24 protein-coding genes are annotated in these 25161 nt (G+C 73.3%); 8 read left to right on the top strand and 16 right to left on the bottom strand.

Annotated elements, in window-relative coordinates; genetic code table 11:
- Positions 1–13: 13 nt before the first annotated feature.
- Genes egtA through egtD form a run of 4 tightly spaced genes read left to right on the top strand, consistent with a single transcriptional unit; the run spans position 14 to position 4261 of the window.
- Entirely contained in the window at positions 14–1252 is a 1239-nt protein-coding gene (egtA, locus tag Ani05nite_RS17550) for an ergothioneine biosynthesis glutamate--cysteine ligase EgtA (RefSeq protein ID WP_239130124.1), read from the top strand.
- Positions 1249–2544: an ergothioneine biosynthesis protein EgtB gene (gene egtB, locus Ani05nite_RS17555; protein WP_203769543.1), complete on the top strand. Its 1296-nt coding sequence runs from the start codon at positions 1249–1251 to the stop codon at positions 2542–2544. The genes egtA and egtB overlap by 4 nt, the downstream gene beginning before the upstream one ends.
- Complete coding sequence (gene egtC, locus Ani05nite_RS17560; protein ID WP_203769545.1) at positions 2544–3293, top strand: ergothioneine biosynthesis protein EgtC; 750 nt, start codon at positions 2544–2546, stop codon at positions 3291–3293. Before egtB ends, egtC begins: the two co-directional genes overlap by 1 nt.
- Positions 3290–4261: an L-histidine N(alpha)-methyltransferase gene (gene egtD, locus Ani05nite_RS17565; protein ID WP_203769547.1), complete on the top strand. Its 972-nt coding sequence runs from the start codon at positions 3290–3292 to the stop codon at positions 4259–4261. The genes egtC and egtD overlap by 4 nt, the downstream gene beginning before the upstream one ends.
- Here the strand turns inward: egtD and Ani05nite_RS17570 are convergent.
- Both Ani05nite_RS17570 and Ani05nite_RS17575 read right to left on the bottom strand, forming a co-directional pair.
- A complete protein-coding gene (locus Ani05nite_RS17570; RefSeq protein WP_203769549.1) occupies positions 4258–5001 on the bottom strand; it encodes an SDR family NAD(P)-dependent oxidoreductase in 744 nt (247 codons plus the stop codon). The two genes, egtD and Ani05nite_RS17570, sit on opposite strands and share 4 nt — an antisense overlap.
- Positions 5002–5005: 4 nt before the next feature.
- Positions 5006–5974 carry an RNA polymerase subunit sigma-70 gene (locus Ani05nite_RS17575; RefSeq protein WP_203769551.1) on the bottom strand — a complete coding sequence of 323 codons (969 nt, stop codon included), beginning with the start codon at positions 5972–5974 and terminating at the stop codon, positions 5006–5008.
- Positions 5975–6095: 121 nt separating this feature from the next.
- On the opposite strand from Ani05nite_RS17575, the gene Ani05nite_RS17580 reads away from it, so the two are divergent.
- Positions 6096–6275, top strand: a complete 180-nt coding sequence (locus Ani05nite_RS17580; RefSeq protein WP_203769552.1) for a hypothetical protein — start codon at positions 6096–6098, stop codon at positions 6273–6275.
- Positions 6276–6301: 26 nt separating this feature from the next.
- On the opposite strand, the gene Ani05nite_RS17585 is transcribed toward Ani05nite_RS17580, so the two are convergent.
- A complete protein-coding gene (locus Ani05nite_RS17585; protein ID WP_203769554.1) occupies positions 6302–6733 on the bottom strand; it encodes a RidA family protein in 432 nt (143 codons plus the stop codon).
- Positions 6734–6760: 27 nt separating this feature from the next.
- Between Ani05nite_RS17585 and Ani05nite_RS17590 the strand changes: the two genes are divergently transcribed.
- Positions 6761–7504, top strand: coding sequence for a class I SAM-dependent methyltransferase (locus Ani05nite_RS17590; protein WP_203769556.1), 744 nt, complete (start codon positions 6761–6763; stop codon positions 7502–7504).
- Here Ani05nite_RS17590 and Ani05nite_RS17595 read toward each other — a convergent pair.
- From Ani05nite_RS17595 to Ani05nite_RS17635, 9 genes are all read right to left on the bottom strand, one after another.
- On the bottom strand, positions 7501–8454 hold the full coding sequence (locus Ani05nite_RS17595) for an ABC transporter substrate-binding protein (protein ID WP_203769558.1): 954 nt from the start codon (positions 8452–8454) through the stop codon (positions 7501–7503). The two genes, Ani05nite_RS17590 and Ani05nite_RS17595, sit on opposite strands and share 4 nt — an antisense overlap.
- 32 nt (positions 8455–8486) lie before the next feature.
- Positions 8487–9092 (bottom strand): GTP-binding protein, encoded by a 606-nt coding sequence (locus tag Ani05nite_RS17600; protein WP_377882530.1) that lies wholly within the window; start codon positions 9090–9092, stop codon positions 8487–8489.
- A complete protein-coding gene (locus tag Ani05nite_RS17605; protein ID WP_239130127.1) occupies positions 9073–9477 on the bottom strand; it encodes a DUF742 domain-containing protein in 405 nt (134 codons plus the stop codon). The genes Ani05nite_RS17600 and Ani05nite_RS17605 overlap by 20 nt, the downstream gene beginning before the upstream one ends.
- Positions 9478–9509: 32 nt before the next feature.
- Entirely contained in the window at positions 9510–9935 is a 426-nt protein-coding gene (locus Ani05nite_RS17610) for a roadblock/LC7 domain-containing protein (RefSeq protein ID WP_125804641.1), read from the bottom strand.
- 45 nt (positions 9936–9980) lie between these two features.
- Positions 9981–12470 carry a sensor histidine kinase gene (locus Ani05nite_RS17615; RefSeq protein ID WP_203769564.1) on the bottom strand — a complete coding sequence of 830 codons (2490 nt, stop codon included), beginning with the start codon at positions 12468–12470 and terminating at the stop codon, positions 9981–9983.
- Between the two features lie 345 nt (positions 12471–12815).
- On the bottom strand, positions 12816–13790 hold the full coding sequence (locus Ani05nite_RS17620) for an ABC transporter substrate-binding protein (RefSeq protein WP_203769566.1): 975 nt from the start codon (positions 13788–13790) through the stop codon (positions 12816–12818).
- A 58-nt stretch (positions 13791–13848) separates the two neighbouring features.
- Complete coding sequence (locus Ani05nite_RS17625; protein WP_203769568.1) at positions 13849–15828, bottom strand: ABC transporter permease; 1980 nt, start codon at positions 15826–15828, stop codon at positions 13849–13851.
- Entirely contained in the window at positions 15825–16859 is a 1035-nt protein-coding gene (locus Ani05nite_RS17630) for a quaternary amine ABC transporter ATP-binding protein (RefSeq protein WP_203769570.1), read from the bottom strand. Before Ani05nite_RS17630 ends, Ani05nite_RS17625 begins: the two co-directional genes overlap by 4 nt.
- 12 nt (positions 16860–16871) lie before the next feature.
- A complete protein-coding gene (locus Ani05nite_RS17635; protein ID WP_203769571.1) occupies positions 16872–18374 on the bottom strand; it encodes a GMC family oxidoreductase in 1503 nt (500 codons plus the stop codon).
- 1396 nt (positions 18375–19770) lie between these two features.
- Here Ani05nite_RS17635 and Ani05nite_RS17640 point away from each other — a divergent pair.
- The gene (locus Ani05nite_RS17640) at positions 19771–20481 is read left to right on the top strand and encodes a hypothetical protein (protein WP_203769573.1); all 711 of its coding nucleotides are present in this window, start codon (positions 19771–19773) and stop codon (positions 20479–20481) included.
- On the opposite strand, the gene Ani05nite_RS17645 is transcribed toward Ani05nite_RS17640, so the two are convergent.
- Both Ani05nite_RS17645 and Ani05nite_RS17650 read right to left on the bottom strand, forming a co-directional pair.
- Entirely contained in the window at positions 20456–20956 is a 501-nt protein-coding gene (locus Ani05nite_RS17645) for a 2'-5' RNA ligase family protein (protein ID WP_203769575.1), read from the bottom strand. The two genes, Ani05nite_RS17640 and Ani05nite_RS17645, sit on opposite strands and share 26 nt — an antisense overlap.
- 128 nt (positions 20957–21084) lie before the next feature.
- Positions 21085–22365, bottom strand: coding sequence for a DUF4407 domain-containing protein (locus Ani05nite_RS17650; protein ID WP_203769576.1), 1281 nt, complete (start codon positions 22363–22365; stop codon positions 21085–21087).
- A 108-nt stretch (positions 22366–22473) separates the two neighbouring features.
- Between Ani05nite_RS17650 and Ani05nite_RS17655 the strand changes: the two genes are divergently transcribed.
- Positions 22474–23328, top strand: a complete 855-nt coding sequence (locus Ani05nite_RS17655; protein WP_203769577.1) for an aldo/keto reductase — start codon at positions 22474–22476, stop codon at positions 23326–23328.
- Between the two features lie 9 nt (positions 23329–23337).
- Here Ani05nite_RS17655 and Ani05nite_RS17660 read toward each other — a convergent pair whose 3' ends face one another.
- Both Ani05nite_RS17660 and Ani05nite_RS17665 read right to left on the bottom strand, forming a co-directional pair.
- Entirely contained in the window at positions 23338–23985 is a 648-nt protein-coding gene (locus tag Ani05nite_RS17660; protein WP_203769578.1) for an SIMPL domain-containing protein, read from the bottom strand.
- A gap of 43 nt (positions 23986–24028) precedes the next feature.
- The coding region (locus Ani05nite_RS17665; protein ID WP_203769579.1) for a S8 family serine peptidase at positions 24029–25161 on the bottom strand (1133 nt) is incomplete at its 5' end.

Genomic DNA, 25161 nt, shown 5'->3' on the forward strand with positions numbered 1-25161 from the left:
TCGGGGGAGGGGCATGGCTACCTTCAGTCGCGACAACCCCATGTCGGACGGCGTTCTGCGGCATCTCGCCCAGGCCGCCGAGCACATCTCCGGCATCTGCTTCAAGACCGGACCGCCCCGGCGCATCGGGGTAGAACTGGAATGGACCGTCCACCGCTCGGACGCCCCGGCGGCCTACCTGCGAGCCGCGCACCTCCGCACAGCACTGGGCACCCACGCACCACCCGCACTCGGCAATCCCCACCCCGGCGAACCGTTACCCGGCGGTGGCGCGGTGACCGTCGAGCCCGGCGGCCAGCTCGAGATCTCCTCGGCGCCGGCCGGCTCCCTCACCGAGTTGCACGCATCCCTCAGCGCCGATCACGCGCACCTGTCCGCCCTACTGGCCCGCTCGGGCCTGGTCCTGGGCGACTCCGGCCTCGACCCGTACCGGTCGCCCCGCCGGATGCTGCACACCCCGCGGTACGCCGCCATGCAGCGCAGCTTCGACGCCGCCGGCCGGCACGGCCGGACCATGATGTGCAGCACCGCCGGCCTGCAGGTCTGCCTCGACGCCGGCACCGAGCAACAGCTGCCGCGGCGCTGGGCCGCCCTGCACGAGATGGGGCCGCCGCTGCTCGCCGCGTTCGCCACCTCCGGCCGGCACGCCGGCCGCGACACCGGGTGGGCCTCGGCCCGGATGGCCACCTGGTACGGCATCGACCCCCGCCGCACCGCCCCGGTCCGCACGCCCGGCGACCCGGCCGCCGGCTGGGCCGAGTACGCCCTCGCCGCGCCGCTGCTGTGCGTGCGCCGCGGCGACCGGGCGTGGGACGTGCCGGCGGAGGTCACCTTCGCCGACTGGATCGGCGGGGCGCTCGGCGAACCACCCCGCCGCGACGACCTGGACTACCACCTGAGCACGCTGTTCCCGCCGGTCCGGCCGCGCGGCTACCTCGAGGTCCGCTACCTCGACGCCCAGCCCGGAACGGAATGGATCGCGCCGGTGGCGGTCGTGGCGGCGCTGCTGGCCGACGACCCGACCACCGACGCCGCCCGCGGGGTGGCCGCCGCCACGGCCGGGCAGTGGCTGATCGCCGCCCGCGCCGGGCTGGCCGACCCGGCGATCCGGCGTACCGCCACCGGCCTGCTGGATCTGGCCTGCCGCAACCTCGACCACACCGGCCTGCCGCCCGCCGTGCGGGACGTGGTCACCGACATCGTCGACCGGCGCCTCCACCGCGCCGGCCTCCGGAAGGACGCGCACCGATGACCCAGGACCTGCGCCTCACCGTCGCCGCCGAGCTGGAGCGGGCCCGGGCCCGGACGGCCGGGCTGACCGACGCCGTGGACGACGCCGATCTCGTCCGGCAGCACTCACCGATCATGTCGCCGCTGGTCTGGGACCTGGCCCACGTCGGCAACCAGGAGGAGCTCTGGCTGGTCCGCGACGTCGGCGGCCGCGAGCCGGTGCGCCGCGACATCGACGAGCTCTACGACGCGTTCAAGCACCCGCGGCGCGACCGGCCGGCGCTGCCGCTGCTCGGCCCGGCGGAGGCCCGCGCCTACGTCGGGCAGGTCCGCGACAAGGCCCTCGACGTGCTGGACCGGGTCCCGCTGGACCCGGACCGGCCGCTGCTGGCCGACGGCTACGCCTTCGGCATGATCGTCCAGCACGAGCAGCAGCACGACGAGACCATGCTGGCCACCCACCAGCTGCGCGCGGGCGCGCCCGTGCTGACGGCGGACCCGCCGCCGCCGGCCCGGGTGCCGGTGGCCGGCGAGGTGCTGATCCCCGGCGGACCGTTCGCCATGGGCACCGACACCGAGCCGTGGGCGCTGGACAACGAACGGCCGGCGCATCCGGTGGACGTGCCGGCCTTCTTCATCGACGCCGCCCCGGTGACCAACGGCCGGTACGCGGAGTTCATCGCCGCCGGCGGGTACCGGGACCCGCGCTGGTGGAGCGAGCGGGGCTGGGCGCACCGGCAGCAGGCGCAGCTGACCGCGCCCCTGCACTGGCAGCGGGACGGGGACGGCTGGGCGGCCACGACGTTCGGGCGTACCGGGCCGGTCGGGCCGGACGAGCCCGTCGTGCACGTCTGCTACTTCGAGGCGGAGGCGTACGCGGCCTGGGCCGGACGCCGGCTGCCGACCGAGGCGGAATGGGAGAAGGCGGCCCGGTTCGACCCGGCGACCGGCCGCTCCCGGCGCTTCCCGTGGGGCGACGAGACCCCGGAGCCCCGGCACGCCAACCTGGGCCAGCGCCACCTGTCCCCCGCCCCGGTCGGCGCCTACCCGGACGGCGCCTCGCCGCTGGGCGTGCACCAGCTCATCGGCGACGTGTGGGAGTGGACCAGCTCCGGCTTCCACCCGTACCCGGGTTTCGCCGTGTTCCCGTACGAGGAGTACTCCCAGGTGTTCTTCGGCGGCGACTACAAGGTGCTGCGGGGCGGCTCGTTCGGCACCGACCGGGCCGCCTGCCGGGGCACGTTCCGCAACTGGGACCACCCCGTCCGGCGGCAGATCTTCAGCGGCTTCCGCTGCGCCCGTGACGCCGACTGATGTGCCGCCACCTGGCTTATCTCGGCGCCCCCGTACAGCTGGCGCGGTTGCTCTTCGACGCGCCGCACGCCCTCGCCCGGCAGGCGTGGGCGCCGCTCGACATGCGCGGCGGGGGCACGATCAACGCCGACGGCTTCGGCGTGGCCTGGTATCCCGGCGACGGCGCCGACCCGGTGCGGTACCGCCGCGCAACTCCGATGTGGTCGGACGCCGCGCTGCCGGCGCTGGCCGCGCACACCCGGGCGGGCGGCGTGCTCGCCGCGGTCCGCTCGGCCACGACCGGCATGCCGGTGGTGGAGACGGCCGCGGCCCCGTTCGCCGAGGGGCCGTGGCTGTTCAGTCACAACGGCGTCGTCCGGGGCTGGCCCGACGCGGTGGCCGGGATCGCCGCCCGGTTGCCGGTGCGTGACCTGCTGACCCTCGACGCACCGACCGACTCGGCACTGCTCTGGGCGCTGGTCCGTGACCGGCTGCGGGCCGGGGTGCCGGCCGCGAAGGCGGTGGCCGAGACGGTCACCGAGGTCGCGGCGGCCGCGCCCGGCTCCCGGCTCAACCTGCTGCTCACCGACGGGCGGCAGGTCGTGGCCAGCACCGCCGGACACGCCTTGTCCGTCCGCGCGGACACCACGTCCGTGCTGGTCAGCTCCGAACCCCTCGATCCCGGCCCGGCCTGGCGAGCCGTGCCGGACGGCCGTCTGCTCGTCGCCACCCCGTCCGATCTGGACATCACCGTCTTAGGGAGATCATGAGCGCGCTGGAGATCCATCTCGACGATCAGGACCTCGACCGTACGCTGCGCACCGACGTGGCCACCGGGCTCACCGCGGCCCCGAAGTGGCTGCCGCCGAAGTGGTTCTACGACGCCCGGGGCAGCGAGCTGTTCGAGGACATCACCCGGCTGCCGGAGTACTACCCGACCCGTACCGAGCGCGCGATCCTCACCGCGCGGGCCGGCGCGATCGCCCGCATCAGCGAGGCCAAGACGCTGGTCGAGCTCGGCTCCGGGTCGTCGGAGAAGACCGTGCTGCTGCTCGACGCGCTGCTCGCGCACGGCACGCTGGGCGCCTTCGTGCCGCTGGACGTGTCGGCCTCCGCGCTGGGCGAGGCCGTGGACCGGCTCGCCGGGCGCTATCCCGGGCTGGCCGTCCGGGGCGTCGTCGGCGACCTGACCCGGCACCTGGCGTACCTGCCGGACGGCGACAACCGGATGGTCGCGTTCCTCGGCGGCACCATCGGCAACCTGGTCCCGGCCGAGCGTGCCGAGTTCCTGTCCCGGCTGCGGGCGGTGCTCCAGCCCGGCGAGTGGCTGCTGCTCGGCACCGACCTGGTCAAGGACCCGGCGGTGGTGGTGCCGGCGTACGACGACGCGGCCGGGGTCACCGCCGAGTTCAACCGCAACGTGCTGCGGGTGGTCAACCACCGGCTGGGGGCCGACTTCGACGTGGCCGCCTTCGACCACGTGGCGCTCTGGAACGCCGAGCGGGAGTGGATCGAGATGCGCCTCCGGGCCACGTCGGCGCAGCGCGTGCACATCCGCGACCTCGGCCTGACCGTGGACTTCGCCGCCGGGGAGGAGCTGCGCACCGAGATCTCGGCCAAGTTCCGCCGGGACGGGCTGAGCGCCGAGCTGGCTGCGGCCGGCTTCGAGCTGCGGCACTTCTGGACCGACCCGGCGGGCCTGTTCGCGGTGTCCATGGTGCAGGCGGTGGGCTCCTAGTCGAGCACCGCGCCGCAGGTCATGTTGAGGGCCGCGCCGGTGATCGAGCGGGCGTGGTCGGAGGCGGCGAAGACCGCCACCCGGCCGACGTCCGCCAGGGTCGCGGCGCGGCCCAGCGCGGTGTCCGCGGCCAGCCGGGCCGCGATCTCGGCCCGGCCCTTGTACCGGGCCGGGACGGCCTCCGGGATGCCGCCGGTCCGCAACGTGATCACCCGGATCCCGTACGGGCCCAGCTCGGTGGCGAGCTGCCGGCGCATCGCCTCGACGGCCTCGAAGGCGGTCTGCAGGCCACCGAGACGGAACCGGCCGCTCGCGGTGCGGTCGCCCGAACCGCCGAAGGTGAGGATCACCCCGGAGCCCCGCGGCTTCATGTGCCGGGCGGCGGCGCGGGCGGTCAGGAATTTCGACCGGACGTTGGTGACCACCGGGCTCAGGTAGTCGTCCGGCGCCATGTCCGTCATCGGTGTGCCCTGCACGTCGTGGTCGGCGATCACGTTGACCGAGATGTCGATGCCGCCCGCGGTGGCGGCCACCGCGTCGGCGTGCTCGTCGACCGCCCGCTCGTCCAGGGCGTCGACCTCGGCGATCTCCGCGCCGATCGGGCCGGCCACCGCGGCCAGGGTGGCGCGGGTCCGGCCGGCCAGGAAGACCCGGGCGCCCTCGGCCGCGTACGCCCGGGCGATCGCACCGCCGATCGAGCCGGCGCCGTAGATGATCGCGTTCTTTCCACTGAGCAACATGCCCTCACAACCCCGGCCGGGCCGGAAACTCATCGGGCAGGCCGAAGTCGCGGTACAGGCCGTCGGTCAGGAACGAGACCACTTCGGCCACTCGCGGCCCGTCGAGGCGCAACACGTCCAGGCCGGCCCACGCGTACGCGGCCCGGTCGTCGTCCCACAGGTAGGTGCCGAAGGCGAGCTGGCCGTTGGCGTGCGCGGGCGCGAACCGCCAGCGGTGCCGCAGCGGCCCGGCGAGCAGGAACTCCCGGACGGCGGCTCGCCCGCGGTACCACTCGGGCAGCGGCGGCATCGAGTACGTGGCGTCCTCGGTCAGCAGCGCCACGATCGCGTCCACGTCGGCGGCCTCCCACGCGGCCGCGTACCGCCCGGCCAGCTCCTTGATCGTGGCGTCGGCCGGCGGTGGCGGGCCGCCGGGTGCGGCCCGCCGCCCGGCCAGGGTGGCGCGGGCGCGTTGCAGGCCGCTGTTGACCGCCGCCACGGTCGTGCCGAGCTGCGCGGCCACCTCGGCGGCGGAGAACCCGAGCACCTCGCGCAACAGCAGCACGGCCCGCTGCGGCCCGGTCAGGTGTTGCAGCGCGGCGACGAACGCCAGCCCGATGCTCTCGCGCTGCTCGGCGGTCGCCTCCGGGCCGAGCCGCCGGTCCGGGTACGGCTCCAGCCAGGCCACCTCGGTCAGCGGCGCGCCGGGGCCGAGATCGGCGGGCAGCGCGCGCCGGGCCCGTTGCTCGATCAGGGTGAGGCAGCGGTTGGTGGCAATCCGGTAGAGCCAGGGCCGCAGGGCGCCGGCACGGAACGCGGGCAGGGCTCGCCACGCCCGGACGAGGGACTCCTGGAGCGCGTCCTCGGCGTCGTGCCGGGAGCCGAGCATCCGGTAGCAGTGCGCGAGCAGCTCGGCGCGATGCCCGCCGACCAGCCGTCCGAACGCGTCGGCGTCCCCCGCACGGGCCGCCGCGAGCAGGGCTGTCTCATCCATCCGACCATGGAAGCAGAATTCAACGAGCGACCGGCCACCCGAGTGGTGCCGGAAAGAAGCTAGAAGTTTTGGGGTATTTCGCCGATCGCGGTGGGACGGGCGCCGCGACCAGACTGGACGGGTGTCGGAATCCTCGTGGTACGAACCCCCGCCCGGCCGGTCGCGACACCACGTGCGGCGGCGCGACCTGGTGGAGTTCGCGATCGCCGTGCTGCTGCTCCTCGGCCTGACCGGCCTGCTCCTGCTGGGCGCCTGCGACCGAACCGACCCGCCGCGTCCCGCCGCCAGCCCGTCCCCCTGAGGCGCGGCGCCGGTCCGGCCAGGGCCCTACCGGCCGGCGGAACCGGAAGCCGGGGCGTCCCCGCCCGGCTCGGTCCCGACCGTGGCCAGCGCCTCGATCTCGATCCGGAACGCGGGATGGACCAGGCCGCTGACCTGGACCAGGGAGCTGGCTGGGGGCCGGCGCGGGTCGAGGAACTCGTCGCGGACCGACCGGAAGTCGGCCAGGTCGCCCATGTTGGTGAGGAAGACGGTCAGCTTCACCACGTGCGCCAGGTCGGAGCCGGCGGCGGCGAGCGCGACCCGCAGATTGTGGAAGACCTGCCGGGTCTGCGCCCGCGGGTCGTCGGCGCCGACCACCCGGCCCTCGGCGTCGAGCGGCACCTGGCCGGAGACCGCGACCAGGGTGCCGGTGAAGGTGACGGCGTGGCTGTAGCCGTTGGTCGGCGGTAGCCCGGCCGGGTTCATGACGTGCCGCATGCGGCGCAGCGTAGCTAGGGTGGCCCGATGTCGCGAGTCTTCGGCGAGGTCGCCGCCCTGTACGACGATGTCCGGCCCGGCTATCCCCCGGAGCTGCTGGAGACGCTCACGGCGTACCACGGCGGCATCCCGGAATCGGTCGCCGACCTCGGCGCGGGCACCGGCAAGGCCACGGAGTTGCTGCTCACCCTGGGGGCGCCGGTCACCGCGGTGGAACCCGACCCGCGGATGGCCGGGGTCCTCGCGCGCAAGTTCCCCGCCGCCGAGGTCGTCACCGCGGCCTTCGAGCAGTGGACGCCCCCGCCCGGCGGCGTCGGCCTGGTCGCCTGCGCGACGGCCTGGCACTGGTTGGACCCGGCGACCCGCGACCGGCGCGTGCACGCGGCGCTGCGGCCGCGCGGCACGCTGGCGATCCTCCACAACCGTCACGGGTACGCCGAACCGGCCCAGCAGGCCGCCGTCGACGCCATCATGCAGGCGATCGACCCGGCCCGGAACGTGGACGACCGCCCCGTCGACTGGGCCCGGACCGAGCTGGACCAGAGCGGCCTGTTCGCCGACACCGCGGTGCACGAGTGGCACCGGCACCCGGTGTTCAGCACCGAGCAGTATCTGGGGCTGGTGCGGACGTTCTCCACGTACCGGCGGCACACGCCCGCCGAGCAGCGCCGCACCCTGGCCGACCTGCGCGCGGCGATCGACGGCTGGGGCGGCGCCCTGCGGATGGACATCCACACGATCCTGGTGCTGGGCCGCGCCGTCGCCGGTTAACGCTCCGGCAGCCACTCCTGCCAGGTCGCGCGGTTCGCGTCCAGCCAGCGCTTGGCGGCGTCGTCGCGGGACAGCTTCTTGACGGTGATGTCCCGGGCGACCTCGTTCTGGTCGTCGTTGGTCCAGCGGAAGTTCTTGATCAGGTCGGCCGCCGGGCTGCCCGAGTCGACGAACGCCTTCCGCGCGATCTTGTCGAGGTCGTACGGCTGGTAGTCGCAGGCCACCGTCTTCGGGTCGGCGTCACAGCCCGGCTTGTACAGCGGCAGCGGGATGTGCACCAGGTCGATCTCGGAGAGCAGCCACTGCGGGGCGTAGAAGTAGCCGATCAACGGCTTCCGCTCGGTCTCGGCCCGCTGGAACTCGGCGATGAGCGCGTCCTCGCTGCCCGCGTACACCACCGTGAAGTCCAGCTTCAGGTTCTTGATCAGCGCGGCGTCGTTGGTCACGAACGACGGGTCGCCGCCGAGCAGCTGGCCCCGGCCCTTCGACTTCTTCGTCTTGAACAGGTCGGCGTACTTGTTGAGGTTCTGCCACTTCGTGATGTCCGGGTGTTCCTTGGCCAGCCACGGCGGCACGTACCAGCCGATGATGCCCTTGTTGCCGGTCAGGCCCTGCTCGACGGCGACCTTCTTGTCGTCGATGTAGGTCTTCTTGAGGTCGTCGTGACCCCAGTTCTCCAGGATGGTGTCCACCTCGCCGCTGGCCAGGCCGGCCCAGGACTCGTCCTCGGTGAGGTCCTTCTCCACCACCGTGCAGCCCAGCTCCTGCTTGAGCAGGTAGCTGACCACCGCGACGTTGGCGGCGTACCCCACCCAGGGGTTGACCGCGATCGTGACGGTGCCGCACGGCGTCCGCTCCACCCCGGGCGGCGCGGTGATCGCCTGGGACGAGTCGCCGCAGGCGGCCAGCGCCACCACGCTCAGCAGGGCGACCGCGGTACGTACGCGCATCGTGCTCCGTTTCAGGGTCGTCGTCAGCGGGCTCACCACGTCGGCACCGGCCGTTCCCGGCTCAGCCGCTTGGCCAGGACCTCCTCGGTGAGCGCGACCAGGGTCTGCTTCACCGACTCGCGGTGCCGCGCGTCGCACTCCAGCACCGGCACGTCCGGGCCGATGCCCAGCGCGTCGCGGACCTCCTCGAGGTCGAAGCGCTGGGCCTGGTCGAAGGCGTTGACCCCGATGAGGAACGGGATCTCGTGCTCCTCGAAGTAGTCGATCGCCGGGAAGCAGTCCTCGATGCGCCGGGTGTCCAGCAGCACGATCGCGCCCAGCGCGCCGTCGACCAGGTCGTCCCAGAGGAAGGCGAACCGGTCCTGCCCGGGCGTGCCGAACAGGTAGAGCAGCAGGGCGTCGTCGAGGGTGATGCGGCCGAAGTCGAGCGCCACGGTGGTGGTGGTCTTGCCCGACACCGCGGAGGTGTCGTCGATGCCGATCGACCGCTCGGTCATCTCGGCCTCGGTGACCAGCGGCTCGATCTCGGAGATGGCGCCGACGAAGGTGGTCTTGCCGACGCCGAACCCGCCGCTGATGACGATCTTGACAGCCACCGGCGGCAGTGGCGCCGGCTCACTAGAGCGCCCGAACACGATCCCTGATCCTCTCGATCAATGCGATGGGGAGCTCGCCGAGCTGCTCCTCGATCCGCAGGTAGCCGTCCGTCACCAGGTCGGCGACGATGACCCGGACCACGCCGAGCGGCACCCGCAGGGCCACCGACAGGTCCGCGATGGACATCGGCGCCTGGCACAGCTCGACGATGCGCCGCGACTCGAAACGCAGCGGGGCGGACAGCGCGGCCGGGGCGGCATGCAGCAGCGTCTCGATCCGCAGCCCGTCGTGCAGCGGGCGGGTCCGGCCACCGGTCAGCATGAACGGCCGTACGACCAGGTCGTCGCCCGGCTCAGGAGCGGCATGGGCCGGCCCGGGCGGCGGCTGCGCCCAGGACGGCGCGGCCGGCTCCGCGTACGGAATCATGCGAGGGTCCGGGCCCCACTCCCCCCGGTGGCTCATCGCGGCAGGTATTGCCGGGACTCGGAGATCAGCGCCGGGGTGAGCAGGGCGCCGAACCGCTCGGCCAGCAGGGATATCTCGTAGCCGACCAGGCCCACGTCGCTGTCGCCCCCCGCGACCACACCCAGGCAGCTCCCGCCGGCGATGACCGACACCAGCAGGAAGCCCCGCCGCATCTCGATCATGATGAGCTTCAGGCCGTCGAAGTCGTACCGGCGGGAGGCGCTGCGGGCGACGCTGGCCAGGCTGGACACGATGGCCGCCAGATGGTCGGCCTCGGCCCGGCTCAGGCCGTCGGAGCTGGCGATCAGCAGCCCGTCGGACGACACCGCGACCGCGTCGCGGACCCCGTCGGTCTGGTGGACGAAGTTGCCCAGCAGCCAGTTGAACTGGTGCCGGTCGGCAGAGGTGTCAACGCTCATGGGAACTTCTTTCGGCCTCGTCGCGGGGGTGGGGAGGGGTGCGGGTCATGGCCGGCCGGTGGGGTCGGTGCTGCCGCGCTGCACGCCGCTGCGGAACGCGGTCAGCCGGGCGCGGACCTCGTCCGGCGAGTCGCCGACGGGCGCCGGGCGCTCGGCTGTCCGGGTGGGCGCCGCGGCGGGTTGCGGGGTGCCGGAGGTGGCCGTCTTGCGGGCCCGCGGCGCCCGCTTCTTGAGGCCGTTGGGGGTGCGGTCGGCGTCGTCCGGCTGAGGCGCGAAGGAGTACATGTCCATCCCCAGCGTCGAGGCGGTCATCGCCTCCTCGTACCGGGCGGTCGGCGAGCCCGCGGCGGCCGGCTGCTCCGGGGACGGGTGGCGCCGGACGGCCGGGCTGCCGGGCACGGTCACGTACTCGATCTTGCTGGGCCGGATGCGGCCGTCCGAGGCCGGCGGCGGCGCGGCCGGCGGCGCGGCGGGCGGCAGGGTGAGCACCTGGGTCACCGCCGCGTCGGACGCCTCCAGCGCCCGCGGCGCCTCCAGCGGCCGGCGTTCCTCGGCGGCCACCCGCGGCTGCGGCGGCGGCGCGGTCACCGACTGGAGACCGACCACGATGGACGGCGGCAGCACGATCCGGGCGGTCACCCCGGTCACCGGCGACGGCGCGAGCTGCACGTCGATGTCCATGTCGGTGGCCAGCCGGCCGACCACGTAGTGGCCCAGGAAGCGGGTCGGCGCGGTGATGAAGTCGCCCTCGCCGCGCAGCCGCTGGTTGGCCAGCTCGAGGTCGGCCCGGCTCATGCCGATGCCCTGGTCGGTGATGGCGATCAGGTAGCTGTCGCCGATCCGGCGGCCCTGGATCTCCACGTCGGCGTCGGGCGGCGAGAAGGCCAGGCCGTTCTCCACCAGCTCGGCCAGCATGTGCGCGACACCGCTGACCACGGCCCCGGCCACCAGCGCGTCGTCCACCCGGCGCAGCGCGACGCGGCGGTATTCCTCCACCTCGGAGACGGCGGCACGGATGACGTCGGCGATGGGCAGCGGCTCGGACCACTGGCGCGGGCTGGCCGCGCCGACGAGGACCAGCAGGCTCTCGGCGTTGCGGCGCATGCGGGTGGCCAGGTGGTCCAGCTCGAAGAGGTTGGCCAGCCCGGTGGGGTCGGACTCCTCGCGTTCCAGGCTGGTGATGAAGCCGAGCTGCCGGCGCAGCAGGTTCTGGTTGCGGCGGCCGAGGTTGGCCAGCGACTCGGTGGTGCTGCGCCGCAACATCGCCTGCTCGGTGGCCAGCGCGTACGCGGTGGCCTGGACCCGGTCCAGCGCGTCGGCGACGAGCCGGACCTCGTCGCTGGCCCCCGCGGGCACGGCGACGGTCAACGGCGGGGCGTCGCCGTCACCGGCGGTCGCCTTGCGGACGGCCTCGGGCAGCCGCTCGCCGGCCAGCCGGTTGGCCTCGTCGGCCAGCGTGGCCAGCGGCGCGGCGATCGAGCGGGACGCCACGGTGGCCAGGTAGACCGAGCCGGCGAAGCAGATGAGCACGGCGCCGACCAGCAGGCCCATCCGCCGGGTGGCCTCATCCTGCAGGGTGGCGGCGCGGGCCCGGATGACCGAGCCGACGTGCTGCTGCAGTTGCACCATGTCGTCCAGCACCGTGGTCTGCGAGGACCACCAGGACTGCGGGTTGACCTGCAGGTTGCGGCCGTCGCCGGCGTTGAGCGCGACCTGCTCGAAGTAGGCGGCGGTCTGCGCGGCGCCGGTGCCCAGCACGTAGTCCTTGGCCTTGCGCTGGGTGTCGTCGGCGTAGCGGGTGAACGCGGCCAGCGCCGCGTCCTTGGCCGAGCGCATCGTCACGAACTGCAGGAACTCGCCGCGGTTGAAGCCGCTCGCCGAGAAGACGCCGTTGAGGAAGGCCCGCTCCTGCGCGGTGCTCTCCTTGGCGTCGCCGAGGGCCTCCAGCGCGGAGACGCCGCGCCGCAGGGCCGGGTCGGCCGAGCTGTCCAGGCCGTAGTCGACATTGCTCAGCTGGGAGATGCGGTCGGTGTAGAAGGCGAACGTGGGCGCGCGGTCGGCGGCTTTGGCGTCCGTACCCGCGCGGACGCCGGCCAGGCCGTCCAGCTCCCGGACGGCCGTGGCCACCCGTTCCTGGGCGACGCCGCCCGAGGAGACCAGGTCCTCCACCTTGGCCCGCTGGTCGTCGACGCGCTTGCGGGCCGGCGCCAGCTCGGCGCGGAAGCCGACGTTGCCGCCGAGCAGACCGGCGGTGAGGCCACGCTCGGTCTGCAGCTCCTGCACGAGGTCCTGGACCGCGAGGACCAGGGTGACGGCGCGGGCCGAGGCGGCGGCCGTGCGGTAGTTGTCGACCTCGGTGACGGTGATGACGCCCAGCAGCACGAGGACGGCGACGACGGGCAGCGTCAGGGTGCGGACGACGCGGCGACGGATCGTGCCGCCGGAACCGGAGGCCGGCGCCAGCGGGGCCCGGGCCGCGGCCGCGGGCGTGGGGCCGGCGTCGTGGTCGGCCTGGCGGGGGCGGGGAATTCTCATCGGCGAACCGCCCCGGGACGACTCCGTGCGGACACGCGATCTCTCCTTCGTCTGGGGCGGTGACCTGTCGGTCGGATGGGAACGAGGCGATGAGCCCGGCTGAGTGATCCACTATGTACGGCTGAGGAATGCGAAACTAAACGCTCGGCGCCCGGTTCCGCAAGATCGGATCGGCGGATGCGGTGGCTAGATCCGATCATCAATGAAGGGCATCAGCGTCCTGCCGGAACGTTGCAATCAGATTTCGATCACGAAGCGAAGCGGAATCGTCGGTCCGGCGGGGCCCTTCGGGGTCGCGAGTGAGCACAGCACGGCACTCGCGACGCCCGTCGGACATTGCGTCTGTCAGCTGGTCGCCGGAATCCAGGGCTTCCAGGTGGCCTCGTGCTCGTTGACCCATTTCTCGCCCGCGGCCTCGGCGGTCATCCCCTGGTTGGTGATGTAGTCCGAGACCAGGTTCTGGTCGTCATTGGTCCACTGGAAGTTCTTGATGAGCTGGAACGCCGGGCTGTTGGTGTCGGCGAACTTCTTGCTCACGATCTTGTCCAGCACGTAGTCCGGGTAGTCGCAGGCGACCTTCTTCGGGTCGGCGTCGCACCCCGCGGTGTACGCCGGCAGCTTCACCCGGGCGTACTTCTCCTTGGCGAACAGCCACTGCGGCTCGTAGAAGTAGAACAGCAGCGGCTTCTTCTGCGCCGTCGCCTGCTGCGCCGCCTTGATCAGAGCGGCCTCGCTGCCGGAGTAGACGACCTTGTAGTTAAGTTTCAGATTCGTCACCAGGGCGGCGTCGTTGGTGACGAACGACGGGTCGCCGTCGAGCAGCTGGCCTTTACCGCCGGACTCGGAGGTCTTGAACAGATCGGCGTACTTGTTGAGATTCTTGCCGTCGGTGATGTCGGGGTACTGGTCGGCCATCCACTGCGGCACGTACCAGCCGATCACGCCTTTGTTGCCGGTCGGGCCGAGGTCGACCGCTACCTTCTTGTCGGTGATGTAGGTCTTCTTCAGGTCGTCGTGGCCCCAGTTCTCCACGATCGCGTCGACCTCGCCGGTCTCGAAGCCCTGCCAGGAGATCTCCTCCTTGAGGTTCTTCTTGTCCACCTTGTAGCCGAGCTTCTTCTCCAGCAGGTGACCGAGCACCGCGGCGTTGGCCTCGTAGCCGACCCACGGGTTGATCGCCAGCTTCACCGTGCCCTTGGAGCCGGCGGCCGGCGCGTCGCTGGAACCGGCGTCGGACTTGGCGCCACCACAGCCCGCCACCGCCACCGTCATCGTCAGCGCCGCGGCGACCGCGGTGAGCCGAACCTTCACTTGTCTCATCAGGGTTTCCTTCCGGATGGTGCTTGCCGCCGGACGACGGCAGAGGGGAGAACAGAACTCAGGTCGCCGGCTGTCGCAGGCGGTCGTGGTCGGCGCGCCGGCCCGCGCCCTGGGTCAGCCGGTCGAGCAGCACGCCGAGCAGCACGATCGCGAAGCCCGCGGCCAGGCCCCGGCCGAAGTCCTCGCGCTGGGCGAACCCGGCGACCACGTCGTAGCCCAGCGCGCCGGCGCCGACCAGGCCACCGACGACCACCATGGCGAGGACCATCACGATGCCCTGGTTCGCCGCCAGCAGCAGGCCCCGCCGCGCCATCGGCAGCTGCACCTTCCACAGCAGCTGCCGCGGCGTCGAGCCGGCCGACACCGCGGCCTCCACCACCGTGGCCGGCACGTCGCGCACCCCCCGCTCGACCAGGCGCACCACCGGCGGCACCGCATAGATCACGGCCGCCACGATCGCGGTGAACCGGCTGGCGCCGAACAGCGCCACGGCCGGCAGCAGGTAGACGAACGACGGCATGGTCTGCGCCGCGTCCAGCACCGGGCGCAGCACCCGCGCGAAGCGGTCGTGCCGCGCGCCCAGCACCCCGAACAGGACACCGAACACCATCGTGGCGACGGTGGCGACCAGGACGGTGGCCAGCGTCTGCATCGCGTGCTGCCACAGGCCCAGGGCCTGCACCCCGGCCACGGCCAACCCGGCCACCACGGCGGCCCGGGGACCGCTGGCCAGCGCGCCGAAGATCAGGACGGCCACCAGGAACAGCCACCACGGGGTCGTGGTGAGCACGGTCTCGATGGGGTCGAGCAGCACGGCGCTGACGGCGTTCTTCAGCGCCTCGGTGGCGTCGTACCAGTGGAACTCGACCCACCGGGTGGCCTCGTTGACCGGCACGGCGAACGACGCGCGCCAGGCGGCCGGGAACTCCGCGCCCCACGACGACATCCGGCCCAGCACGGTCACCGCCACCACCACGGCGAGCGCCACGAGCGGACCGACGGCCCGCACCCGCACGGACCGGTGGACGGTCGGCGCGGCCCGGTGCGCCGCCCGGGTGGTGATCCGGTCGAGCACCACCGCCATGACGACGATCGCCAGCCCGGCGTCGAAGGCCGCGCCCACGTTGACCCGCTCCAGCGCCTGCACGATGGTCTGGCCCAGCCCCGGCGCGTCGATCAGCGCGGTGACCACCACCATCGACAACGCCATCATGATCGCCTGGTTGACGGCCAGGACGATCGTCGGGCGGGCCAGCGGCAGCCGGACCTTGCCCAGCAGCTGCCAGCGGGTCGAGCCGAGCGCGGTGGCCGCCTCCACCGTGGCCGCCGGCACCTCGCCGATGCCCAGCGCGGTGATCCGGATGGCCGGCGGGATGGCGTAGATCAGCGTGGCGATGGTCGCCGCCGGCGAGCCGATCAGGAACAGCAGCGTCATCGGGGCCAGGTACGCGAAGGTCGGCATGATCTGCATGACGTCGAGCACCGGGCGCAGCGCCGCGCCGACCGCCGGCACCCGGGCCGCCAGCACACCCAGCGGCACGCCGATCAGCACGGCCAGCAGCACGGCGGACAGCGTCAGCACCAGGGTGTCGACGCTCTCCTCCCACAGACCCAGCACGCCGAAGCTGAGGAATCCGGCCACCGCCAGCAGCGCCGTACGCCAGCCGGCCACCACGGCGGCCAGGGCTCCCGCCGCGGTCACCAGGCCGGCCCAGCCCAGCCCGTACAGCGCGCCGTGGATCGCGTCGACCAGCAGGGACACGCCCAGGCGCAGGTAGTTGAAGCCGTACAGGAACAGCGGGCTGGTGTCGCGGTTGGCGTCGACCCAGTCCCGCAGCTCCCCGAAGAACCGGGCCGCGGCCCCGTCGCCGTCCGCCGGGGCGCTGGTGCGTACGGCCAGGTAGACCCCGGCCGTGACCAGCAGCAGCAGCGGGACCAGCAGGCGCCGGCCGGGCAGCGGCCGGCGCGGGCCGGGCGCGGGCGCGTCCTCGCCCGGCGCGGCCACCGGGACGCGGGCGTCCGTGACGGTGGCGCTCATGCCGGCACCGGGGGCCGGTGCCCGATCAGCGCCGGCAGCAACTGCTCCCGGTCGACGACCCCGAGCCGCTCGTCGCCGTCGACCACCGGGATCGGGTGCGGCGCGCGCAGCACCCGCTCGATGGTGTCCCGGATGACCGTGCCGGCCGGCAGCGGCTGGTCGGCCAGGACCTCGTCCGGCCGGGCCGGCCGGGTGATCCAGCGCAGGGTCAGCACGTCGGCCCGCGGCACCTCGCGGACGAAGTCGGCCACGTAGTCGTCGGCCGGGGCGCCGACCAGCTCCTCCGGCGTGCCCACCTGGACCAGCCGGCCGTCGCGCATGACCGCGATGCGATCGCCCAGGGTGAGCGCCTCGGCCAGGTCGTGGGTGATGAAGACCAGGGTCTTGCCGACCTCGGCGTGCAGCCGGCGCACCTCGGCCTGCATGTCCCGGCGGATCAGCGGGTCGAGCGCGCTGAACGGCTCGTCGAACAGCAGCACCGCCGGGTCGGTGGCCAGCGCCCGGGCCAGGCCGACCCGCTGCTGCATGCCGCCGGACAGCTGATCCGGGTACTGGTGTTCGTGACCGTCCAGGCCGACCAGCGACAACACCTCGGCGGCGCGCCGGTGCCGCTCGGCCTTGCCGACACCCTGGATCTCCAGGCCGTACGCGATGTTGTCGACCACCTGCCGGTGCGGCAGCAGCCCGAAGTGCTGGAACACCATCGCCACCCCGTGCCGGCGCAGCTCGCGCAGCCGTTTCGGGCTCATCGCGCGGACCGGCTCGCCGTCGATGTGCACCTCGCCCGACGTCGGCTCGATCAGCCGGGTCAGGCAGCGCACCAGCGTCGACTTGCCGCTGCCGGACAGGCCCATCACCACGAAGACCTCGCCCGGCTCGACCTGGAAGCTCACGTCCCGCACCGCGGCCAGGCAGCCCGTCCGGGCGCGCAGCTCCGCGCGCGACAGGTCGGCCAGCGGCGTGCCGACGACCTTGCCGGCCTTGGGGCCGAAGACTTTCCAGAGCCGGTCGACAGCGATGGTGGGCGGCATGGCGGGCCTCGCTCAGCTAGAGGATTCGGCGATGAGGTCGGCGGCGCGTTCGCCGATCATCAGCACGGCGACGACCGGGTTGACCGACGTCATGGTGGGGAAGACGGACGCGTCGGCGATCCGTACGTTCGCCAGCCCCCGCAGCCGCAGCCGCGGATCGACCACGGCGCCCGGGTCGTCCGCCGCGCCCATCCGGCACGTGCCGGCGGGGTGGTAGACGGTGTGGTGGGCGGCCCGCCCGTACGCCGACAGCTCCTCGTCGGTGGTCAGCTCGGGGCCGGGCGCGATCTCCCGGGCGATCCACGACTTGAACGGCTCGGTCGCGGCGACCCGGCGGGCCAGGCGCAGCCCGTCGACGACGGTCCGCTCGTCGTAGCCGTCCGGGTCGGTGAAGTAGCCGAAGTCCAGGGCCGGCTTGACCGCCGGATCGGCGCTGGTCAGCCACATCCGGCCGGAGCTGCGCGGGCGGGGGATGTTGGGCGTCATCCCGAACCCGTGGGCGGGCACGTCGTAGCCGAGCCGTTCGGTGTTGACGGTGAACGGGATCTGGTAGAGGTGGAACATCAGGTCGGGCCGTGGGTCGCCGGCGTCGCGGCGGACGAACAGGCCGGCGTCGGAGTCCATCGCGGTCTCGGGCGGCACCGGCCGCGCCGCCTCCCAGAGGATGAGCGACTCGGGATGGTCCAGCAGGTGCTCGCCCACCCCGGGCAGATCCAGGGCGACGTCGATGCCGAGCCCGCGCAGCTGCTCGGCCGGGCCGATGCCGGAGAGCAGCAGCAGCCGGGGCGTGTCGATGGCGCCGGCGGACAGCACGTATTCGTGGCCCGCCGTGAGGATGCTCTCGGCGCCGTCGGCGTCGCGGACCCGCACCCCGGTGACCCGGCCGCCCGCGGTGTCGAGGTGGTACGCCCACGTCCGCGTCAGGATCGTGAGGTTGGGCCGGTCGAGATGGGGGTGCAGGTAGGCCACCGACGACGAGGAGCGGATGCCCGTCTCCGGGTAGTAGGCCACCGGGAAGAAACCGGTGCCGTCCGCGAACGGCGCGGCGTTGAAGTCGTCGACCACCGGCACCCCGAGCGCGGTGTGGCAGGAGGCGACGAAGGCTTCGGTGAGCGCGTTGCGGTGCTGCGCCGCCACCGGCTGGATCTGCACGGCCAGCCGCCGCCACAACGGCAGCATCTCCTCGTACGACCAGCCCTCGGCGCCGGCGGCGACCCAGTCACCGAAGTCCTCCGGCGGCGGCAGAAAACTGATCATCGTGTTGTGCGAGGAGCAGCCGCCGAGCACCTTGGCCCGGGAGTGCCGGATGTACGAGTTGCCGCGCGGCTGCGGCACGGTCGGGTAGTCGTAGTCGTACTCGGTCTCGAGCAGGCTCAGCCAGTTCCGGAGGCGCAGGACCCGGTCGTCGCCGACGTCCGACGGGCCACCCTCGACCAGGCACACCCGTAGCCCCGGGTCGGCCGACAACCGCGACGCCACGACCGCGCCGGCCGTACCGCCGCCGACAACGACCACGTCGAAGTGCTGTGTTGCCGAGGTTTCCAGGGCCCTGCTCCTGCCGCTCACTCACAGTGGATCATCAATCCACGGGTATCGACGGCTTGCCGGCGGCACAGCCGCCGAACCGCCGCCATAGGATTGAGGGGTGGCGCCACAGTGGTCAATGCCGACGACAGAGTTTTACCAGAGCGCAATGAGTGTTTCGGCGCGTAACATGGCCGACGCAACGCCGTAAACCGGCGCTGAGCTGGCCTTGGCCGCCGATAAAGTTCGTTTGGACGGGTCCCGGACCGCCCCGGCGATATCGCCGGCGGACACAATCTCGCGCGTGACGACACCGCGTGACGGCCGCCGGGCGGCGCCGCGGCGGCCCATCGTCCGCGGGCGCGCCGCCGAGCCGCTCCCGCCGACAGAAGCGTCCAACGTAAGCCTCTTTCAGGTGATATCGCCGCCGATACCGCCGGCCGGACCGCGGAAAAACCCGGGGAACGGGCCTGAGTAGACGCCGGAAAACTACCGCCCGGGGCCGTTCCGGGGCCCGGGCGGCGGCGGCCGACTTGAACTGCCCGCCCGGCCCTGCTAACCCGGCCGATGCCCAGGTGAAAGACGTCGTCGCCGGCCTGGGCCGAGATCGGGGCCGCTGGCGGACGGGCTGCCGTCAGCCATCGGGATTAGTACGGACGGCGGCGCCGGGCGGTATCGCCGTCCCGGATACGACGAACGGAAGCCCTATCGCCCTCGCCGCGGCGGCTCCGTCATCTTTGTCCCAGCGCCGGGCCGTCGTACCGGCCCCGGCCGCATCCCCGGAAGCCGCTCCAGGAGGAACACCCATGCGCAGGACGCCCAAGCGTTCGCTCGCCTCGCCCGACTGCGCCGGCAGCGCGATCACGGCGACCCGGGCGCGCCGGCGTGCCGAGCCCGGACGGAGAAGACCTCTTGTCGATTCTTCTCCGGGCGCTCCCCCGCCCACGCCTCCCGGGCGACGCTGGCCGGTCGTCCGTCCCGCGCAAGCCGCGGACCTGAGAACCGCTCGACTGTGGGCCGCCGACCGGGAACAGTGACGACCGCCGGTTTGATGTCCCGGCCCCACGGTGCTAGCGGCCCGTTGTTGCTCCAGCGGCGCGGGCGCCGTCTCCGCCCGGAGCGCGGCGCCGTCATCCTTTCGCGTTCCGGCCTCCTCCGTGCGGGTTAAGCCGGACAGCCGCTCATGAGCGATTTATGCGCCGGGAACGGCGGACGGATCACCGATCACGGCGGACCCGCTTTTCCGGAAGCGTGGTACCTGCACGAACACGTGATGTCGGCCCTCGCACCACCGCAGGAGGATGCTCCGTATGCGCCAGCTCAGCAGACGGTTCGCCGCCGCTTCGACAGCCGCTGTCCGCGGGTCGCGCGCTGCCGGGGTGACGCCGTGATCCGCAACGGGCTGACCAGGCGCGCCGAGCTCAGCCGGGGTGACGCCGGAGAACACCCGGACGACGCGACCCGGGCGGAGCCCCCCGCGCCGGTGGTGCGCCCGCTGCCGCCCGAGAGCCTCGCGGCCGAGCCGTGGGCCGACCGCGACGAACCCGGCCTCGACGACGAGCACCCGGACGACGAGGTCCGCGACCCGCGGCGGCGCGGCCGGCTGAGCCGGCTCGACGGGCGGACCAGGACGATCCTGGCCGCCGCCGCCATCGCCGCCGCGCTGGTCAACGCCGCCGCGGTCTGGGCCTACTGGCACATCGCCGGGTCGGAGATCGCCCCGGCCGGCGCCGACGCCTACGTCGAGCTCCACCTGCTCGGCCGGTCGGATCTCGACCGGCCGCTGACCCCGGGCCGCCGCGGCAACCTGACGGTGACGGTCACCAACGACCACGACTTCCCGATCCGGATCACCGCGGTCCGGGCCGCCCCGGGCACCGTCGTGGCCGACGACGAGCACCGGGAGAACGGCTGCCTGGACGGCGGGGTCACGGTCGCGCGGCCGGCGTTCCAGGTGCGGTGGGACGTGGCGCGCAACAACGTCGCGGCCTTCACCGTGCCGGACGGGCTGACCATGGCCGCAGCCGCCCAGCCGGCCTGCGCCGGCGCCGCCTTCACCGTTCCGGTGCTGGTCAGCGGTACGGCGGGGAGCAGCTGAGCGCGGTCACCACGCGGGTCCCGCTGTCGTAGGTCCGGGCCTGCGCGAAGCTGCCCCGGGCCACCGGCAGATCCCGCAGCACGCCGGCGTAGCGGGACTGATCGCGGGTCCGCAGGGCCAGGCTGACGTGCGGCACCCAGCTGCCCGGCGCGTGCTGCGGGTTGCGGTCACCGTCCGGCAGCGCGTGCCACACCCGGGCGTGCAGGTCACGCAGCGCGTCCGTGGGCACCACCCGCCAGGCGACCGCGCGCTCGAAGAAGATCAGCCCGTCCAGCTCGGCCTCGACCGGCAGTCCGGCGAGCGCCGTGGTGATTTCGGGCGTCAGCCGCTCCGCCGCCGCCAGGGTGAGATGCGGCCGGTTGGTGGGGTGCTGGTGGGTGGCCAGGCTGGGCAGACCCGCCGCGTGCAGCCGCTGCCAGACCGAGCGCACGAGCCCGTCGAGGGCCGGATCCACCGTGAGCTCGACCGTGTGCATACCGCCACGGTGTCACGGCGGCGGCGGCGAGTCATCGCCGCCTCCACCGCACCTCGGCGCGCCGCCGATAACAGAGCGTGGGCAGGCGGTACGCCGGGTGAAATAGTAGCGCCGATGGGCCCGGCGCACTACGTCCGGAGCCGGTCCCGGTAGGGCTGCGTCCGTGGGGCGGCCGGGTGGCGCTCGATCAACGGAACCGGGGGCAGCGGCGGCAGCGGGCTTCCCGTCACCGTCTCGAAGAGGTGCGCCCGCGCGCGTTCGATCGCCACGTCGTTGAGCTGCTCGTCCCGCGACGCCTTGCCGATGCCCTCGGCCATCACCCGGGACGTCGCCTCCGCGTACCGGCGGATGTCCTTGAGGCCCTGCTCGTAACCGATCGCCGCCTCGTGCTCGTGGCCGCGGGCCTGGCGGGCCTCCTCGCGCTCGTACGCGTTGCCGTGCGAGACGAACTTCAGTCCCACCGCCGCGCAGTCCAGCGCCACCAGCAGCAGGGCGATGCCCAGGTAGAAGACGCCGATGCCCCAGAAGTCGCTGGTCACCAGGTGCCACATCGCCTTGGTGCGGGCGCCGAAACCCGCGTCCGCCCGGATCGCCGCGGCGTTTACCGTACGCTGCTCGGCGATCTTCGCCGTGAGCGCCGCCTCCTCGGCCGCGCGGGCCGTCCGGGCCGCCTTCTGGGTGTCCTGCAACCGCGCGGCCTGGGCGTCCAGCCGGGCGGCCTGGTCGTCCAGCCCCCGTGACCGCTTGACCAGCGTGTCGCAGTAGCCGCCGGACGGGCAGCCGGCCCGGCGGGTCACGCCGTCGCCTTCGGAGTCGGCGATCGCCTGCCGGTAGAGCTCCCGGGCGTCGCGGCGCTTCTCGGCGGCCCGGGTGTTGAGCGCCTGCACCGCCCGGTCCTCGGCTGCGGTCTGCTTCTTCAGCACCGCCAGCCGGGCGTCGTACGCGGCGATCGCCCCGCTGACCTCGACCTCGCTGATCTGCTGGTTGTGCACGTCGTTGAGCCGGTTGTCGATCTCGCCCTGGTACCGGGCCAGCATCAGCGGCTCGGTGATGATCACGGCGAACAGCAGCGCCAGCCCGATCCGGCCCGCGTACAGGCTGAACGTGGGGCGGCGCAGCAGGTCCTTCGGGTCGGGCGAGTCCAGGCGCTCGTAATTGATCGCCACCCGGCCCACCACCGCCCGGTCGTACGCCACCACCCCGGTCGCCACCAGCGGCCCCACCAGCCACTGCCACCAGGGATGGGTGTAGTTGGCGCTGGCGTCGACGAACGCCGCCCCGCCCACCGTCGCGTACGCGAAATACAGCACGATGAAGACGCCGATCGCGCTGTAGAGCACCCGGTCGGAGTGGGTCGTCACGCTGTCCGGGTTCACGTTGGCGATCCGGAGCAGCACGCGACGACGCATGCAGCCGAGTCTCGCCCATCACAGCGGCGCGCGCGGCGAAACGGGTGGATCGCGCCGGGCCCCGGGTACAGCCACCGGTACGCATCCCGGACGATCACGAGGAGCACCATGGCTTCCGCAGTGCCCGACATCAGCCTGAACGACGGCCGTACCATCCCCCAGCTCGGCTTCGGCGTCTTCCAGGTGCCGCCGGCCGAGACCCAGGCGGCGGTCGAGACCGCCATCGAGATCGGCTACCGGCACATCGACACCGCACAGATGTACGGCAACGAGCACGGCGTCGGCGCCGCCCTGGCCGCGTCCGGGCGCAGCCGAGACGAGTTCTTCGTGACCAGCAAGCTCAACAACGGCGCGCACCGGCCGGACGACGCGCGGCGCGAGTTCGACGCCACGCTCAAGGCCCTGGGCAGCGACTACGTCGACCTGTTCCTGATCCACTGGCCGCTGCCGGGCCGCTACGACGGCGACTTCGTGCAGACCTGGCGCACGCTGGAGGAGTTCTACCGCGACGGGCGGGCCCGCTCCATCGGCGTCTCCAACTTCACCCAGCACCACCTGGGCCGGCTGTTCGCCGAGAGCACGGTGCGGCCGGCGGTGAACCAGATCGAGATCCACCCGTACCTGACCAACGACGAGTTGCGCGCCTACAACGGCGAGCACCAGATCGCCAACGAGGCGTACTCGCCGATCGCTCAGGGCGCGGTGCTCGACGACCCGGCGATCGTGGAAATCGCCCGGCAGGCCGGCAAGACCCCGGCCCAGGTGGTGCTGCGCTGGCACATCCAGCGCGGGGACATCGTCTTCCCGAAGTCCAGCACCGCCGAGCGGGTGCGGGAGAACTTCGAGATCTTCGACTTCGCGCTCGACGGCGGCGCGATGGGCACCATCACGGCGCTGAACCGCGGGGAGCGGGGCCGCACCGGCGCCAACCCGGACACGATGAACTGGGTGCCGGAGAACTGACCGGCCGGCCTACTTGAGCGCCGTCGGCTCGGTGATGGTCACCCGGACCAGCACCGAGGCGCTCACGGTCTGCTGCTGGGGGTCGATCTCGAGATCCAGGTCGGCCTCCGGCGCGCCACCGAACGCGGCCATCCGCATCATCGGCTGACCGCCGCCGCCGGCGTTCTCATCGGCGATCTCGACCAGCCGGTCCACCTGCGCGCCGACGGCGTCGGCGTACTCCCGGGCCCGGCCCAGCGCGTCGGCGATCGCCGCCCGCCGCACGTCCGCGCCCGCCCGGCTGCCCGGCCGCAGCTGCCACCACGGCCCGGAGAGCGACGTCTGCTCCCGGTCGGCCAGGCGCAGCAGCAGCTCGCCGAGCACCGAGAAGTCGGTGACCGTCACGGTGGTGGTGACGCTGCCGGTGTACGCCGAGATCCGCTCGCCACCCCGCTTCAGCTCCGGGTGCACCTGCACGCCGCTGGTCTCCCGCCGCTCGATGGCCTCGGGAAAGTCGTCGAGGTGGGTGCGCAGCTCGGCGGCCCGCTCGGTCAGCCGGGTCAGCGCGGTCTGCCGGTCCTTGTCGCGGGCGGACACAGTCACCGCGAAGACCGCCAGCTCGGGCGGGACCTCGCGGGTCGCTTCGCCGCGGACGACGATCATCGGTTGCTCGGCCATGCCCCGACGCTATCGGGTACGCCGGCCCGCCGCACGGATCGCCTCAGCGGGCGCCCCGGCGTGACCGGGCGACCAGGACGGCGCCGACGGCGGCGCCGAGCAGCAGCACCACCCCCGCCGCCACGAAGACCAGGGGCGGGACCCCGCCACCGTCGTCATCGGCCGGCACGGCCACGGGCGCCGGCGCGGGCGCGGTGACCTGCGGTGTGGACGGCTGGACCGTCGTCCGGTCGTTCAGCGCGGCCAGCAGGTCCAGCTGCCCGAAGCCGTAGTAGTCGTCGCGGCCCCGGTCGCCGCGGTCGATCGCGGTGCCGGTGAGCCGCTGAACCACGTCGGCGGCCCGCAGCTCGGGGTGCCGCGCACGGATCAGCGCCGCCGCGCCGGCCACGATCGCGGCGGCGGCGCTGGTCCCGGTGCCGGTGACGTACTCGTTCCCCGGCGCGGGCGCGGGGATGTCGACGCCCGGCGCGACCAGATCGACCTGCGGCCCGTGGGTGGAGAAGGCGGCGACCTTGTTTCGGCGGTCCACCGCGCCGACCGTGAGCACCTGCGGGTAGGCGCCCGGATACTCCGGCTCGTTGCCCTTGTCACCGCTGTTGCCCGAGGTGCCCACCAGCACCACGTCCGCGGCGGCGGCCTCGCTCACCGCCGCCCGCAGGTTCTCGCCGTCGTCGATCGCGAACGCCAGCACGATCACCTTGGCGCCGTGCCCGGCCGCCCAGCGGATCCCCTGGCCGACGAAGTACGCGTCGTTGGCCGGGGTGATCGGCATGATCTCGGCCCGCGGCGCGATGCCCAGCACGCCCGCGCCGTCGCCGTGCCCCCGCCCCGCGATGATGCCGGCCATCCCGGTGCCGTGCCCGACGGTGTCGAGGTTGCCGGCCGGCTTGTTCTGCACCACCTGCCGACCGGCCCCGACGGCGCCGCGCAGATCCTGGTGGCGGGCGTCGACGCCGCTGTCGAGCACGGCGACGACGACCCCGGCGCCCTGACTGATCCGCTGCGCCTGCTCGACCCCGAGCGGCTTCCAGAACCACTGCTTGTCCCGGGCCCGGTCGGCCTGCGCCGGGACGGCGGAACCGAGCACTACGGCGAGCGCCGCCAGAGCGGCCGGGAGACCGCGGGCGGACCGGCCGAGGCGGGCGGCCTTCCCGGCCCGGCTCACCGGGCCCGGCG

The organism is Actinoplanes nipponensis (assembly GCF_016862275.1).
In the GTDB taxonomy this organism is placed as follows: domain Bacteria; phylum Actinomycetota; class Actinomycetes; order Mycobacteriales; family Micromonosporaceae; genus Actinoplanes; species Actinoplanes nipponensis.